The organism is Kitasatospora phosalacinea (assembly GCF_000717185.1).
Classification (GTDB): Bacteria; Actinomycetota; Actinomycetes; order Streptomycetales; family Streptomycetaceae; genus Kitasatospora; species Kitasatospora phosalacinea_A.
In genome coordinates this window covers 1-12923 of the sequence record NZ_JNYE01000143.1, presented here as the reverse complement: position 1 = coordinate 12923, position 12923 = coordinate 1, and the positions used below count along the sequence as shown (strand labels likewise).

Annotated in this window: 8 protein-coding genes; 2 read left to right on the top strand and 6 right to left on the bottom strand. The window is 75.9% G+C overall.

Features of this window, described 5'->3' with window-relative positions; genetic code table 11:
- The 3 genes from OO57_RS35655 to OO57_RS47090 all read right to left on the bottom strand — a co-directional run.
- Positions 1 to 886, bottom strand: an 886-nt coding sequence (locus OO57_RS35655) for a serine/threonine-protein kinase (protein WP_158715349.1), incomplete at its 3' end; no start/stop codon positions are given.
- Positions 887 to 939: 53 nt separating this feature from the next.
- Complete coding sequence (locus OO57_RS35650; protein WP_063737719.1) at positions 940 to 1545, bottom strand: hypothetical protein; 606 nt, start codon at positions 1543 to 1545, stop codon at positions 940 to 942.
- A 135-nt stretch (positions 1546 to 1680) separates the two neighbouring features.
- Positions 1681 to 3822, bottom strand: coding sequence for an N-6 DNA methylase (locus tag OO57_RS47090; protein WP_051778676.1), 2142 nt, complete (start codon positions 3820 to 3822; stop codon positions 1681 to 1683).
- Positions 3823 to 4011: 189 nt separating this feature from the next.
- On the opposite strand from OO57_RS47090, the gene OO57_RS35640 reads away from it, so the two are divergent.
- A complete protein-coding gene (locus OO57_RS35640) occupies positions 4012 to 4617 on the top strand; it encodes a DUF4352 domain-containing protein (protein ID WP_063737718.1) in 606 nt (201 codons plus the stop codon).
- 99 nt (positions 4618 to 4716) lie between these two features.
- On the opposite strand, the gene mfd is transcribed toward OO57_RS35640, so the two are convergent.
- Entirely contained in the window at positions 4717 to 8322 is a 3606-nt protein-coding gene (mfd, locus tag OO57_RS35635; protein WP_033256949.1) for a transcription-repair coupling factor, read from the bottom strand.
- A 520-nt stretch (positions 8323 to 8842) separates the two neighbouring features.
- On the opposite strand from mfd, the gene OO57_RS35630 reads away from it, so the two are divergent.
- Entirely contained in the window at positions 8843 to 10150 is a 1308-nt protein-coding gene (locus OO57_RS35630; RefSeq protein WP_033256948.1) for a nucleotide sugar dehydrogenase, read from the top strand.
- 51 nt (positions 10151 to 10201) lie between these two features.
- Here OO57_RS35630 and OO57_RS40110 read toward each other — a convergent pair whose 3' ends face one another.
- Both OO57_RS40110 and OO57_RS35620 read right to left on the bottom strand, forming a co-directional pair.
- Positions 10202 to 11464, bottom strand: a complete 1263-nt coding sequence (locus OO57_RS40110) for a hypothetical protein (protein ID WP_051778675.1) — start codon at positions 11462 to 11464, stop codon at positions 10202 to 10204.
- A gap of 163 nt (positions 11465 to 11627) precedes the next feature.
- On the bottom strand, positions 11628 to 12923 hold a 1296-nt coding region (locus OO57_RS35620), incomplete at its 5' end, for an SUKH-4 family immunity protein (protein ID WP_033256947.1).

The following is a 12923-nucleotide window of genomic DNA, read 5'->3' as shown; positions in this document are numbered from 1 at the left end:
GGACGGGGGCGGGGGCGGGCTGCGGGTGGTGCGGGTAGCGGTACGGGTCGCCGGGGTCGGGGACGGCGGGCAGCCGGGTGCGGACCCGGCCGGTGGGGGCGGGCAGCATCGGCAGCAGCACGGCGTGCACCTCGGCGGCCTCGGCGGGCCGTTCCTCGGGGCGCTTGGCGAGCAGCCGCAGGACGAGCGCCTCCAGGGCGGCGGGCACCTCGGCCCGCAGTCGGCGCAGCGGGACGGGCGGGTCGTCGACCTGGCGGCGCAGCACGGCGAGCGCGGTGGGGGCGGGGAAGGGCGGGTCGCCGGCCAGCATCTCGTGCAGCATGCAGCCGAGCGCGTACAGGTCGCTGCGGCGGTCGGCCCGGGCGGCCATGGCCTGTTCGGGGGCCATGTAGGCGGGGCTGCCGATCGGGCTGCCGGTGAGGGTGAGGCGGGTGGCGCCGGGGTCGAGGGCGGTGGCGATGCCGAGGTCGAGCAGGATCGCCCGGCCGTCCGGGCGGATCATCACGTTGCTGGGCTTGAGGTCGCGGTGGACCACCTGCGCGCCGTGCACGGCGGCCAGGGCGGCGCACAGCTGTCCGGCGACGGCGACGGCCCGCTCGACCGGCAGCGGGCCCTCCTCGGCGACCAGGTCGGCCAGGCTGAGCCCGGGGACGTGCTGCATCACCAGGTACAGCTCCTGGCCGTCGGTGCCCGCGTCGTAGACGGTGACCAGCCCGGGGTGGTCGAGTCCGGCGCCGATCCGGCACTCGCGCAGGAAGCGGCGGCGCAGCAGGTCGGCCCGGCTGTCGCCGCGCCCGGCGGGGTTGGGCAGGGCGTCGGTGTGCAGCAGTTTCACCGCGACCCGGCGTTCCAGCCGCTGGTCGTGGGCGGCCCAGACCTGGCCCATCCCGCCGTGGCCGATCTTCTCGGCGAGCAGGTAGCGCTCGCCGACGACCCGGCTCACGGCTGCCCGTCCCCGGCCTGCCGGCGCAGCAGTTCGCCGAGTTCGCGCAGCTCGGAGACCCCGGTCGGGGCGGCGGGCGCGGGCGGGGTCGCCGGGACGGCGGGTGCGGGCACCGGCACGGGCGGCGCGGCGGCCGGGTGGGGCTGCACGGGCGGGTGGGGCTGCACGGGCGGGTACGGGGCAGCGGCGGGGTACCCGGCCTGCGGGTGGGCGGCGGCCTGCGGGTAGGCGTACGCGTACGGATGCTGGTGCTGGTGCGGGTGCGGGTGCGGGTGCGGGTAGGGGGCCGGGGCGGGCGCGGGCCACTGGTCGCGCCGGTTCATCAGCAGGAAGTGCACGGGGGCGGCGAGGCAGAGCGGCAGCAGGAGGAGCCCGGCGGTCAGGTCGTCGATCGGCTGGCCCTCCGGGGTCAGCCCGGCCACGACGAACAGCGCGATCTGCATCGGGGCGAACACCGCCGCGCCGATCTTGTCGGCCCGGCTCCGCCGGTCGACGGCCAGCACCATCGACGGCACCATGCCGAGCAGGCCGCAGCTCAGCACCGGGACCAGGGCGAGCAGCACCGAGGGCCCTCTCCGGTACGGAACGACGCGGGCGGGCATGGGGGCTCCTCGGCGACGGCGGGACGTGCTGCGCACACGCTACCGTCACGAACCGACCCGCCGGGAGCCCGTTTCCGACCCGTTGCCGGCCCGCCGGAACCCCGTCCTCCGCCCGGCCGCGGGGCCGACGGGGCGTCAGGCCGGGTCGGTGGCGCCGGAGGCGAGGCCGTCGGTGAGCGCCCGGGTCAGGGTCCGGGCCTCGGCGGCGGCCTCGGCGAGGGCCGTCTCGTAGGCGGCGATCCGGCGGAACGCGGCGCCGAGGAGGCGCTGCCGGGCGATCGGGACGCGCGGCAGTTCGACCCGGCGGATGTCCAGCCGACTGGTGGTGGAGGCGTAGCTGCTGGCGCGCCGTCCGGCGCCGGTGGCGCGCAGCTGGCCGGCCAGGAAGTCGGGGTCGAGCTGCTCGGGGTCGGGGCGCAGCAGGTGCAGGCGGGGGCCGAGCGCGGCTCCGGCGTAGGGGCTGCCGTCCTGGACGGCCCGGGCGCCCTCGCCGCCCAGGACGGGCACCAGGACGTCGCCGTGACGGACCGTCAGGGTGTCCCGGTCGGCGTCGGTGGCGGCGCCGGGCGGGGCGCCGGTCTGCAGGTCCTGGTCGGTGAGCAGCGGGGTGCGGCCGCCGGGGCGGGCGGGGGCGCCCTGGCCGGAGGAGTGCACCTGGAGGGCGCCGGATCGGGCGAGTTCGCCGATGCTGACCTGCGGCGGGGCGGGGTCGGCGGCGGCGGCGACGGCGGGCAGCGCGGTGTCCAGGTCCGCGAGGCGGGCGAGTTCCGCGCCGAGCCGTTCGCGCAGTCCGGCGAGCAGGTCGGGGGCGGCCCCGGCGGGGGCGGCGGGCAGGTGGCGGGCGGGGGTGAGGTCGGTCTCGTCGTCGAGCAGGTCGAGGGCGGGAACGGCCCGGGCGCGGCCGGGCCGGTCGGCGGGCAGGGGGCTGCCGGTGCGGGCGGCGGCGTCGAACTCCCGCCAGGCGGCCAGCACGGTGTCGTGCAGCGCGGCCCGGTCGGTGCCGCCGTCGGCCGCGGCGTCCAGCAGCAGCACGTGCCGGAACTCGTCGCCGGGTTCCGGGCCGCGCAGCACCCACACGTGCAGCGGGACGCCGTAGGGCGGGGCGGCTCCGGCGGGCAGGGCCGCGACGGCGCGCAGGGCGCCGGAGCGGACGAGTTCGGCGCGGACCCGGCGCCCGGCCCGGCGGGAGGCGACGGTCGGCGGGAGCAGCAGCACGGCGGTGCCGCCGGGACGGGTGTGCGCCAGGCAGTGCAGCACCCAGGCGAGTTCGGACTCGCCGCGGGGCGGGACGAGGCGGCCGGGCCAGCGCGAGTCGTACTGCAACTGGTCGTGGCCCCAGTCGCGTTCGTTGTAGGGCGGGCGGCAGAGCACGGTGTCGGCGGTGCGGCCGGGGAAGGCGTCGGCGCGCAGCGCGTCGCCGGGGCGGACGTCCAGCGGGAGCGGGCCGGGGGCGTCGGCGGGGGCGGCCGCGGGGGCGGCCAGGGCGAGGCGCAGCAGGGCGACGCCGGCCAGGGCGGGGTCGGACTCCTGGCCGAGGCGGGTGGTGGTGGCGGCGTCGGCGGCCAGCAGCAGTCCGCCGGTGCCGCAGGCCGGGTCGAGCAGCACCCGGTCCGGCCCGGCCAGGTCGGCGGGCGCCGGGCCGGTGCCGGGGCCGGGCTCGGTGCCCGTGCCGGGCTCGGCGAGGGCGGCGAGCAGGGCGGCGGTGTCGGCCGGGAGGGGTGGCTGGAGCCGGGGGTTGGCCTCGGCGTGGCGGGTGAGCAGGTGCCCGTACGCGGTGGCGGGGTCGGTGTCGGCGGTGAGGCGGGCCAGCAGGCGGGCCAGGTCGAGGTGGGTGGCTCCGGCGATCAGCGGCAGGTCGAGGGCGGCGGGGGCGTCCGGGCCGAGGGTGGCGGCGGCGGTGCGGCGCAGGGCCTTGGGGAGGGCGGTGGCGAGCCGGGTGTCGGGCTGTTCGGCGAGGTCGGTGCGGGCGGCCGGGTCGCGGTGCAGGAGCAGCAGGACGGCTCCGGCGGTGACCAGCGGGGCGGCGGCCGGGCCGGCCGGGTCGCGGAGGGTCTCCAGTTGCCGCCAGACCCGTTCCAGCAGCGGGAGTTCGGCGAGTTTGCCCTGGTCGCGGAGCCACTGTTCGACCTGGTCGAGGCGGAAGGTCGGGCTGGCCTCGGTGCCGCCGGCCGGTTTCGGGAAGTCGGGGTGGCGGCGGCGCCAGTTGGAGACCGCGGCCCGGCCGACCCCGGCGAGCCGGGCGATCTCGGCGGCCGTCACCTCGGGGCGGTCCGGCATCGGCGGTCTCCTTCGCGGTGGCGGGCGTGACCACGCAGCCTAGCAACTCTCCTCCCCGGAGCGTTCACACGTGAACGGAGATCTTTGGTGAATCGCAATTGACACTGTTCACAGCAGAGTGCTTCAGTAGAGCCACCGCCGGAACAACCGCCGGCCCACCACCGCAGACCTCCCTGGGGGGAACCCGCCATGTCCGTCCGCCTCCGTACCGCCACCCTCGTGCTCGGCGCCGCGCTGCTCGCCACCGCCACCGCCTGCGGCCCGACCGACAGCGCCGTCTCCACCACCCCGAAGAGCAGCGCCGCCGCACCCGCCGGGTCCGGCGGCTCGGCCCCGGCCGCCGCCGCGCCGAAGTCGAAGGGCGCCGACGCCCCGGCGGTGGCGAAGGTCGGCGACACCATCTCCCTCAAGGGCTTCGAGAAGAAGGACACCGCGGACGTCACCCTGGTGAAGGTGGTGGACCCGGCGGAGAGCGCGAACGAGTTCCTCCAGCCCGAGGAGGGCAAGCGCTACGTCTCGGTCCAGTTCCGGATCAAGGCGACCGGCTCCGCCGCCTACACCGACACCCCGGTCACCGGCGCGAAGCTGATCGACGCCCAGGGCCAGAGCTTCGACCCCACCTTCGCGGAGACCACGGCCGGCCCGGAGTTCCCCGGCGCGGTGAACATCGCCCCCGGGGAGAGCAGCCTCGGCTTCGTCACCTTCGAGGTCCCGTCCGACGCGAAGGTCGACAAGGTCCAGTACGCCCTGAACAGCGGCTTCGCCGAGCAGTCGGGCCAGTGGAAGGTGTCGTGACCCGGGCCCCGGGGGGCGCCGGGACGCGGACGGGGGCGCCGGGGGGCGCCTGCCTGCCGCCCTCCGGCGCCCCCGCTGACGGGTGCGCGGCCGTGCCCGCTACCGCTTGAGGTCCTCGAACATGGTGCTCAGGAACTCGGCGCACCAGGACAGCAGCTCCCGCCCGACCAGCGGCTTGCCGCCGATCCGGCCGCCGCTGCCCGGCCGCGGCACCAGCAGCTGCCGGGCGGCGGACTTGACCTGGGTGCGCGGGTAGAGCCGGTTCAGCCGCAGCTCCTGCGACTCCCGCAGCTCGACCGGACCGAAGCGGACGAAGTTGCCCTGCAGGGTGACGTCGCCGATGCCGCAGCGCCGGGCGAACAGCCGCAGCCCCGCGACCAGCAGCAGGTTCTCCACCGGCTCGGGCAGCTTGCCGTAGCGGTCGGTCAGCTCCTCGCGGACCTGCGCGATGTCGGCCTCCGAGTTGACCGCCGCGATCGAGCGGTACGCCTGCAGCCGCAGCCGCTCCCCCGGCGCGTAGTCGTGCGGGACGTGCGCGTCCACCGGCAGCTCGATCTTCACCTCCAGCGGCTCCTCCTCCGGCTCGCCGCCGCCGTCCAGCGACTCGCGGAACTCGGCGACCGCCTCGCCTACCATCCGCATGTAGAGGTCGAAGCCGACGCCCGCGATGTGCCCGGACTGCTCGCCGCCGAGCAGGTTGCCCGCGCCGCGGATCTCCAGGTCCTTCATCGCGACGTACATGCCCGCGCCCATCTCGGTGTGCTGGGCGATGGTGGCGAGGCGCTCGTGCGCAGTCTCGGTGAGCGGCTTCTCCGGCGGGTACAGCATGTACGCGTAGCCGCGCTCGCGGCCGCGGCCGACCCGGCCGCGCAGCTGGTGCAGCTGGGACAGGCCGAAGGTGTCGCCGCGCTCGACGATCAGGGTGTTGGCGTTGGAGATGTCGATGCCGGACTCGACGATCGTGGTGGAGACCAGGACGTCGAACTCCTTCTCCCAGAAGTCGACGACGACCTTCTCCAGCTGGGTCTCCCCCATCTGCCCGTGCGCGGTCGCCACCCGGGCCTCCGGCACCAGGTCCTTCAGCCGGGCGGCCGCCTTGTCGATCGACTCGACCCGGTTGTGGATGTAGAACACCTGGCCCTCGCGCAGGAGTTCGCGCCGGATCGCGGCCGAGATCTGCTTCTCGTCGTACGGGCCGACGAAGGTCAGCACCGGGTGCCGCTCCTCCGGCGGGGTGGTGATGGTCGACATCTCGCGGATGCCGGTGACCGCCATCTCCAGGGTGCGCGGGATCGGCGTCGCGGACATCGTCAGCACGTCCACGTTGGCCCGCAGCTTCTTCAGCTGCTCCTTGTGCTCGACGCCGAAGCGCTGCTCCTCGTCGACGATGACCAGGCCCAGGTCCTTGAACCTGGTCTCCGAGGAGAACAGCCGGTGGGTGCCGATCACCACGTCCACCGAGCCCTCGAACAGGCCCTCCAGCACGGCCTTCGCCTCGGTGTCGGTCTGGAACCGGGACAGCGCCTTCACGGTGACCGGGAAGTTGGCGTACCGCTCCGCGAAGGTCGAGAAGTGCTGCTGCACCAGCAGCGTGGTCGGCACCAGCACCGCCACCTGCTTGCCGTCCTGCACCGCCTTGAACGCGGCGCGCACCGCGATCTCGGTCTTGCCGTAGCCGACGTCGCCGCAGATCAGCCGGTCCATCGGGACGGACTTCTCCATGTCGGCCTTGACCTCGCCGATGGTGGTCAGCTGGTCGGGCGTCTCCGCGTACGGGAAGGCGTCCTCCAGCTCGCGCTGCCACGGGGTGTCCGGGCCGAAGGCGTGGCCGGGGGCCGCCATCCGGGCCGAGTACAGCTTGATCAGGTCGGCGGCGATCTCCTTGACCGCCTTCTTGGCCCGCTGCTTGGTCTTCGCCCAGTCCGCGCCGCCCAGGCGGTGCAGCGTCGGGGCCTCGCCGCCCACGTACTTGGTGACCTGGTCGAGCTGGTCGGTCGGCACGAACAGCCGGTCGCCGGGGTGGCCGCGCTTGGCGGGCGCGTACTCCAGCACCAGGTACTCGCGGGTGGCGCCCTGCACGGTGCGCTGCACCATCTCCACGTACCGGCCGACGCCGTGCTGCTCGTGCACCACGTAGTCGCCGGCCGCCAGCGCCAGCGGGTCGATCGCGTTGCGGCGGCGGGACGGCATCCGGCGCATGTCCTTGGTGGAGGACCGCTGGCCGGACAGGTCGGTCTCGGTGACGACGGTGAGCTTCAGCGCCTCGTCGACGAAGCCGTGCTCGATCGAGCCGCAGGAGACGTACACCACGTCCCGGGTCGGGGCCTCGGCGAGGTCGGCGACCAGCCGGGCCGCGATGCCCTCGTTGCCGAGCACCTCGGCCAGCCGGGACGCCGGGCCGTGGCCCTCGGTCACCATCACCACCCGCCAGTCGGCGGCCAGGCGCTCCCGGGCGTCGGCGATCGCCCGCGCGGTGTCGCCGCGGTACGCCTCCACGGCGTGCATGCCGAGGGTGAGCGTGTCGGCGTCGCGTTCGAGGACGTCGTCGACCGTGGAGTCGCTGGTGGCGAACGGGCTGACCGACCACCACGGCAGGCCGATCCCGGCGGCGTGCTCGCGGACGTCCGCCAGCGACCGCAGCGAGGCGGCCGAGACGTCGATCGCCTCCAGGTCGATCGGGCGGTCGGCGCCCGCCGCCGCGGCCACCCAGGACGCGGCCAGGAACTCCTGGCTGGTGGCGACCAGGTCGGCGGCCCGGGTGCGGACCCGCTCCGGGTCGCAGACCACGGCGATCGAACCGGCCGGGAGGACGTCCAGCAGCAGCTCCATGTCGTCCACCAGCACCGGGGCCAGCGACTCCATGCCCTCGACCGCGATGCCCTGCGCGATCTTGTCCAGGATCTCGCCCAGCTCGGGGTGCTCGGCGGCCAGTTCGGCGGCCTTCGCGCGCACCCCGTCGGTCAGCAACAGCTCCCGGCAGGGCGGCGCCCACAGGCCGTGCTCGGCGATCTCCAGGGACCGCTGGTCGGCGACCTTGAAGTAGCGGATCTCCTCGACGTCGTCGCCCCAGAACTCCACCCGCAGCGGGTGCTCCTCGGTCGGCGGGAAGACGTCCAGGATGCCGCCGCGCACCGCGAACTCGCCGCGCTTCTCGACCAGTTCGACCCGGGCGTAGGCCGCGGCCGCCAGCTTGCGGGCGATCTCGCCCAGGTCGTGCTGCTCACCGCGGCGCAGCGCCACCGGCTCCAGCTCGGCCAGGCCCTTCACCTGCGGCTGCAGCACGCTGCGCACCGGCGCGACGACCACCTGCACCGGCCCGGCGGCCGGGTCGTCGGCCCTCGGGTGGACGATCCGGCGCAGCACGGCCAGGCGGCGGCCGACGGTGTCCGAGCGCGGGGAGAGCCGCTCGTGCGGCAGCGTCTCCCAGGCCGGGAACTCGGCGACCGCGTCGGCGGGCAGCAGCGAGCGCAGCGAGGCCGCGAGGTCCTCGGCCTCCCGGCCGGTGGCGGTCACGGCCAGCACCGGCCGGCCCCGCTCACCGGCCCGGGCGGCCAGCGAACGGGCCAGCGCCGCGATCGCGAACGGCCGGGCGGCGGGCGGTCCGACCAGGTCGAGGTGCTGCCTGCGCCCCGTGGCCGCCGCCTCGATCGCCTCGGCGAGGGCGGCGTCCCGTACGACGACATCGAGCAGTCCGGACAGGCTCATACGTCAGTTTCTCCACGGCGGGGAGCGGCCCGGCGCAGGAGACGGCCGGGCAGCGCGACATCCCGGAACGCGGTGCGCCCCGGGGGGTGTCCAGCCTACGCCGCGCCGCCCTCCGGCACGCGGTGCGGCACCCTCCGCCGCCGTCCGCCCGGGCTCGTCCAGAGATCATGCGGCCGACACATTGCTGTCACTGTGCGTCCATGGTCACCGCGCACCATGGATGTCAGCGCAGGCCGCGTCCAACCGTGGGGGATGGCTGCGGAAGCGCGGTCGCACCTCGATGGGGGTCGGGAGTGCGAAGGCCGGGCGGCCCTGGGTGGGGGCGCCCGTGCCACTCACGCCGGGAATCGCGGCGTCCGCTCCCGGGCGGGCGCCGCGGCTCTCGGCGTCCTGGCGTTCGGGCCCCTTTCGCCGCTCGTGCACCACTTCGGGCGAAGCGGCCCGCGCGGAGGCCCGGGCTCCGTACCCTCGTGTGAAGAAGGTGTGGGGACGCCGGTCATTTCCAGGGGGTTGCTTCGTCATGCGCGTCGTCATCGCAGGTCAGGGCTATGTCGGTCTCCCGCTCGCGGTCCGCGCCGCCGAGGTCGGGCACCGCGTCGTCGGGTACGACGTGGACGAGCGCCGGATCAAGCGGCTCGCGGTCGGCGAGTCGTACGTCGAGGACATCCCCGGGGAGCGGCTGCGTCCGCTGCTCGACGCCGGGGCGTACCTGCCCTCCGCCGACCCGGCCGACGTCGCGGGGTTCGACGTCGCGGTGATCACCGTCCCGACCCCGCTGCGCGAGGGCGTCCCCGACCTGTCGTACATCGAGGCCTCGGCGAAGCTGCTGGGCCGGCACCTCAAGCCGGGCGCGACGGTGGTGCTGGAGTCCACCACCTACCCGGGCACCACCGAGGAGCTGCTCGCCCCGCTGCTGGAGGCGGGCTCGGGGCTGCGGGCGGGCGCCGACTTCCACCTCGGCTACAGCCCGGAGCGGATCGACCCCGGCAACCCGGTGTGGAAGCTGGAGAACACCCCGAAGGTCGTCTCCGGCACCACCCCCGAGGGCCTCGCCGCGGTCTCCGGCTTCTACGGGCAGCTGGTCGAACGGACCGTCCCGGTCTCCTCCTGCAAGGAGGCCGAGCTGACCAAGCTGCTGGAGAACACCTTCCGGCACGTCAACATCGCCCTGGTCAACGAGCTGGCGATGTTCGCCCACGACCTCGGCATCGACGTCTGGGAGGCCATCGACGCGGCCTCCACCAAGCCCTTCGGCTTCCTCCGCTTCACCCCCGGCCCCGGCGTGGGCGGGCACTGCCTGCCGATCGACCCCTCGTACCTGTCCTGGCGGGTGGAGCGGGCCCTCGGGCAGTCCTTCCGGTTCGTCGAACTCGCCAACGACGTCAACAGCCACATGCCCGACTACGTGGTGCGCCGGCTCACCGAGGCGCTCAACCAGCGGCGCCGCAGCGTGAACGGCTCGCGGGTGCTGGTCCTGGGCCTGGCGTACAAGGCCAACACCGGCGACGCGCGGGAGACCCCGGCGGCCCGCGTCGTCGAGCTGCTCACCCGCCAGGGCGCGGAGGTCCGGGCCGCCGACCCGCACGTGGTCGCGGGCGTGCACGTCGCCGAGCCGCACGTCCCGGGCCAGCGCACCGCCGCGCACGAGGGCGGCCCGCTCGCCGCCGTCCGCCGGGTCGAGGCCACCCCGGAGGAACTGGCCGCCGCCGACGCCGTCGTCCTGCTCGCCGACCACGACGAGTTCGACTACGAGGCGGTCACCGCCCACGCCCGGTACGTCCTGGACTGCCGCCGCCGGCTCACGGGGGCGGCCGTCGAGGTGCTGTAGCCCGCGGGGGCCGGGGGGTGCGCGCCGTTCCCCCGGGCCCCGGCGGGGTCGTCAGCCCTTGCGCTGGATGCGGTTGCGGTCCGGGCGGGTGTCGTGGTCGATGCCGTCGTCGACGATGACGATCTTGGGGACGATGCGCTCCTCGACGGTGGCGTCCGGCGCCGTCGCCGGCTTCGGGTCGGCCTCCGGGGCGGTCGCGGGCTTCGGGGGCAGCGGCTCCTTGGTGAGGCTCGCGGGCTCGGCGGAGGCGGCCGGGGGCTCGGCGGGCGGGGCCGGGGGCTGGGCGGGCTCGGCCGGGGCGTAGGGCTTGCGGGGGTCGTCCTGCTTGGGCTTGACCGGGCCCAGCACGGTGGTGGGCTGGTCGGTGGCCGGGGCCTTGGCGAGGTCGGCCTTCTTGGCGGCGACGGCCTCGGCCGCGTCCTCCGGGTCCTCGATGGCGCCGACGGCGGCGCCGGTGAGCGAGGCGAGGGTGCCCTTGATGTGGTCGAGGTGGGTCTGGACCTTGTCGAGGCGCTTGGTGAAGTCGGCCTGCTCGCGCTCGCTGGCGGCCTTGATCCGGGCGGCCTTCTCCTTCGCGGCGGCGAGCGCCGCGTCGGCCTTGGCCTGGGCGTCGGTGTCGAGGCGGCGGGCCTCGTCGAGCATCGCCTCGCGGTGCTGCTCGGCCTCCTTGACCCGGGCGTCGGCGGCGGCCGTGACCTTGGCCACGGCGGCGTCGGCGGCGGTCTCGGCGGCGGTGAAGTCCTCGTCGGCCTTGCGGCGGCGCTCGGCGAGGGCGCTCTCGGACTGCTCGGAGGCGTTGGCCGCGGCGACCCGGACCCGGGCGGCGTGGCCGGTCGCGGCGTGGACGAGGGCGCGGGCCTCGGCGTCGGCCTCGGCGCGGATCCGCTCGGCCTCGGCGCGGCTGCGCTCGTCGGTGCGGCGGACGAACTGGTCGGTCTCCTCGCGCAGCTTGGCGGCGTACTCCTTGGCGGCCTTGGCCGCGGCCTCGCCCGCCTCGTGGGCGGCGTCGCGGGCGTCCTCGCCGGAGCGCTTGGCCTTGGCGTGGACGGCGTCGGCCTCGTTGAGGGCGATGCCGAGCAGGACGGCGGCCTGGTCGCTGAGTTCGGCGAAGTCGGGGTCGGGGGCGTCCTCGGCGGCCTGCTTGATGTCGGCGAGGCGCTTCTCCATCTCGCGCAGGCCGCCGCCGAGGACGCTGAGCCGCTCCCAGGCCTCGTCGCGGGCGCGGCTGAGGTCGGTGACGGCCGCGTCGACCTGCTCGGGCGCGTAGCCGCGCCGGGACGGGGTGAAGCCGTACTGGGACACGGCGTCGCTCATTTCGGCTGTTCTCCTCGTGCTCGCGGGCTGCGCGGCCCCGCCGGATGCGTGGTTCGGGTGGGTCGGGGTGAACCGTCCCATTGACCTATTTTGCGCAGATACGAACGCAAACCAAACAGGGAGCCCTCACGCGGCCGGGGGAACCGGCCGCGTGAGGGGGCCGCTACAGCAGGCCGTCCCAGAACTGCTCGACCAGCACCGCCCACCAGCTCTCCGGGGTGTGCACGGCGGCCGGGTCGACGGCCATCAGCTGGGCCTGGAGGTCGGTGGTCCAGCGCCCGGCCTGCTCGGGCGTGAGGCCCAGCCGCAGCCGCCACATCCGGGCCAGCACCGCCAGGCAGCCGACGAACTCGGGGACGCCGCTGTTGACGAAGCGCGGCGGCTCGGCCGGGTTCTCCAGGTCGACGGCGACCACCGCGGCGGTGCCGTACTGGACGCACAGCTGGCGGCCGTAGTCGTTGCCGAGCACCAGGTAGCCGCCGAAGTCCGGGCCGGGCGGCAGGCCGCGCTCGGCGGCGAGCTCGGCCAGCGTCGGGATGGGGCGGCCCTCCTGCGCCTGGGCCCAGAAGAACGGCGCGAAATCGCGCGGCAGCCCGACCCACATCAGCGTCTGGGCGACCGGCTCCGGCACGCCCTGCCGGGCCACCGCGCGCTGCTCGAACCGGAACATCGAGGGGCCGAACATGCTGCCGAACTCCGCCGCGAGCTGCTGCGGCGGCGCGGGCGGCTGCTGCGGGACGGTGCCGGGCGCGGGCAGCGGGGCCCGGACGGTGCGCGGCCGCGGCGGCGCCGACACCAGCTGGTGCATCTGCTCGACGTGCTCGCTGAGCACGTTCATGCCCGCCTGCCGGGCCGCGGCGTCGCGGCCGTACGGGGCGGTGTGGCTGATCCGGGCGTTCAGCCAGGACGCCCGCACCATCCGGGCGCAGTAGCCGCCGGGCAGGTCGCACAGCTCCAGGTCGGTGTGCACCTCCAGCACCTGGTCGGCGGGCACGCCGAGGCGGCGCAGCTCCTGCAGGGCCTTCCACTCGGGGTGCGGGGTGCCCAGCTCGGAGGTCATCACCAGGTTCAGCTCGGACCCGTCCGGGCCCCGGTAGTTGACCACCGCGGTGGTGCCGGGGCCGACCGTCGGCGGACCGGCCGGCGGCGGGGCCGCCGGCGCGGGACCGCCGGGCGGGAAGCCCTGGCCCGGCTGCGGCCCGCCCGGGAACGGCGGCGGCGGGGGCGCCTGGAACGGCGGCGCGCCCTGCGGCGCCGGGGCGCCGGGGAACGGCTGGCCGGGGGCGCCCGGCATCGGGAACGGCGGGGTCGCACCCGGCGGCAGCTCGATCGCCGGGGCCAGCTGGGTGGCCTGGTACGCGACGGCGGCGGCCGCGGGCGCCGGGGCGGCCGGGGCGGCACCGGGCGCGCCCTCGGCGCGCAGGCCGGCCGGGGCGGGCGGCGGCGGGGCGCCGGGGCC

Coding starts and splice junctions, on each gene's coding strand:
- OO57_RS35630 (WP_033256948.1), top strand. CDS start 8,843: ATGCGCGTCGTCATCGCAGGTCAGGGCTATGTCGGTCTCCCGCTCGCG.
- mfd (WP_033256949.1), bottom strand. CDS start 8,322: ATGAGCCTGTCCGGACTGCTCGATGTCGTCGTACGGGACGCCGCCCTC.
- OO57_RS47090 (WP_051778676.1), bottom strand. CDS start 3,822: ATGCCGGACCGCCCCGAGGTGACGGCCGCCGAGATCGCCCGGCTCGCC.
- OO57_RS35650 (WP_063737719.1), bottom strand. CDS start 1,545: ATGCCCGCCCGCGTCGTTCCGTACCGGAGAGGGCCCTCGGTGCTGCTC.
- OO57_RS40110 (WP_051778675.1), bottom strand. CDS start 11,464: ATGAGCGACGCCGTGTCCCAGTACGGCTTCACCCCGTCCCGGCGCGGC.
- OO57_RS35640 (WP_063737718.1), top strand. CDS start 4,012: ATGTCCGTCCGCCTCCGTACCGCCACCCTCGTGCTCGGCGCCGCGCTG.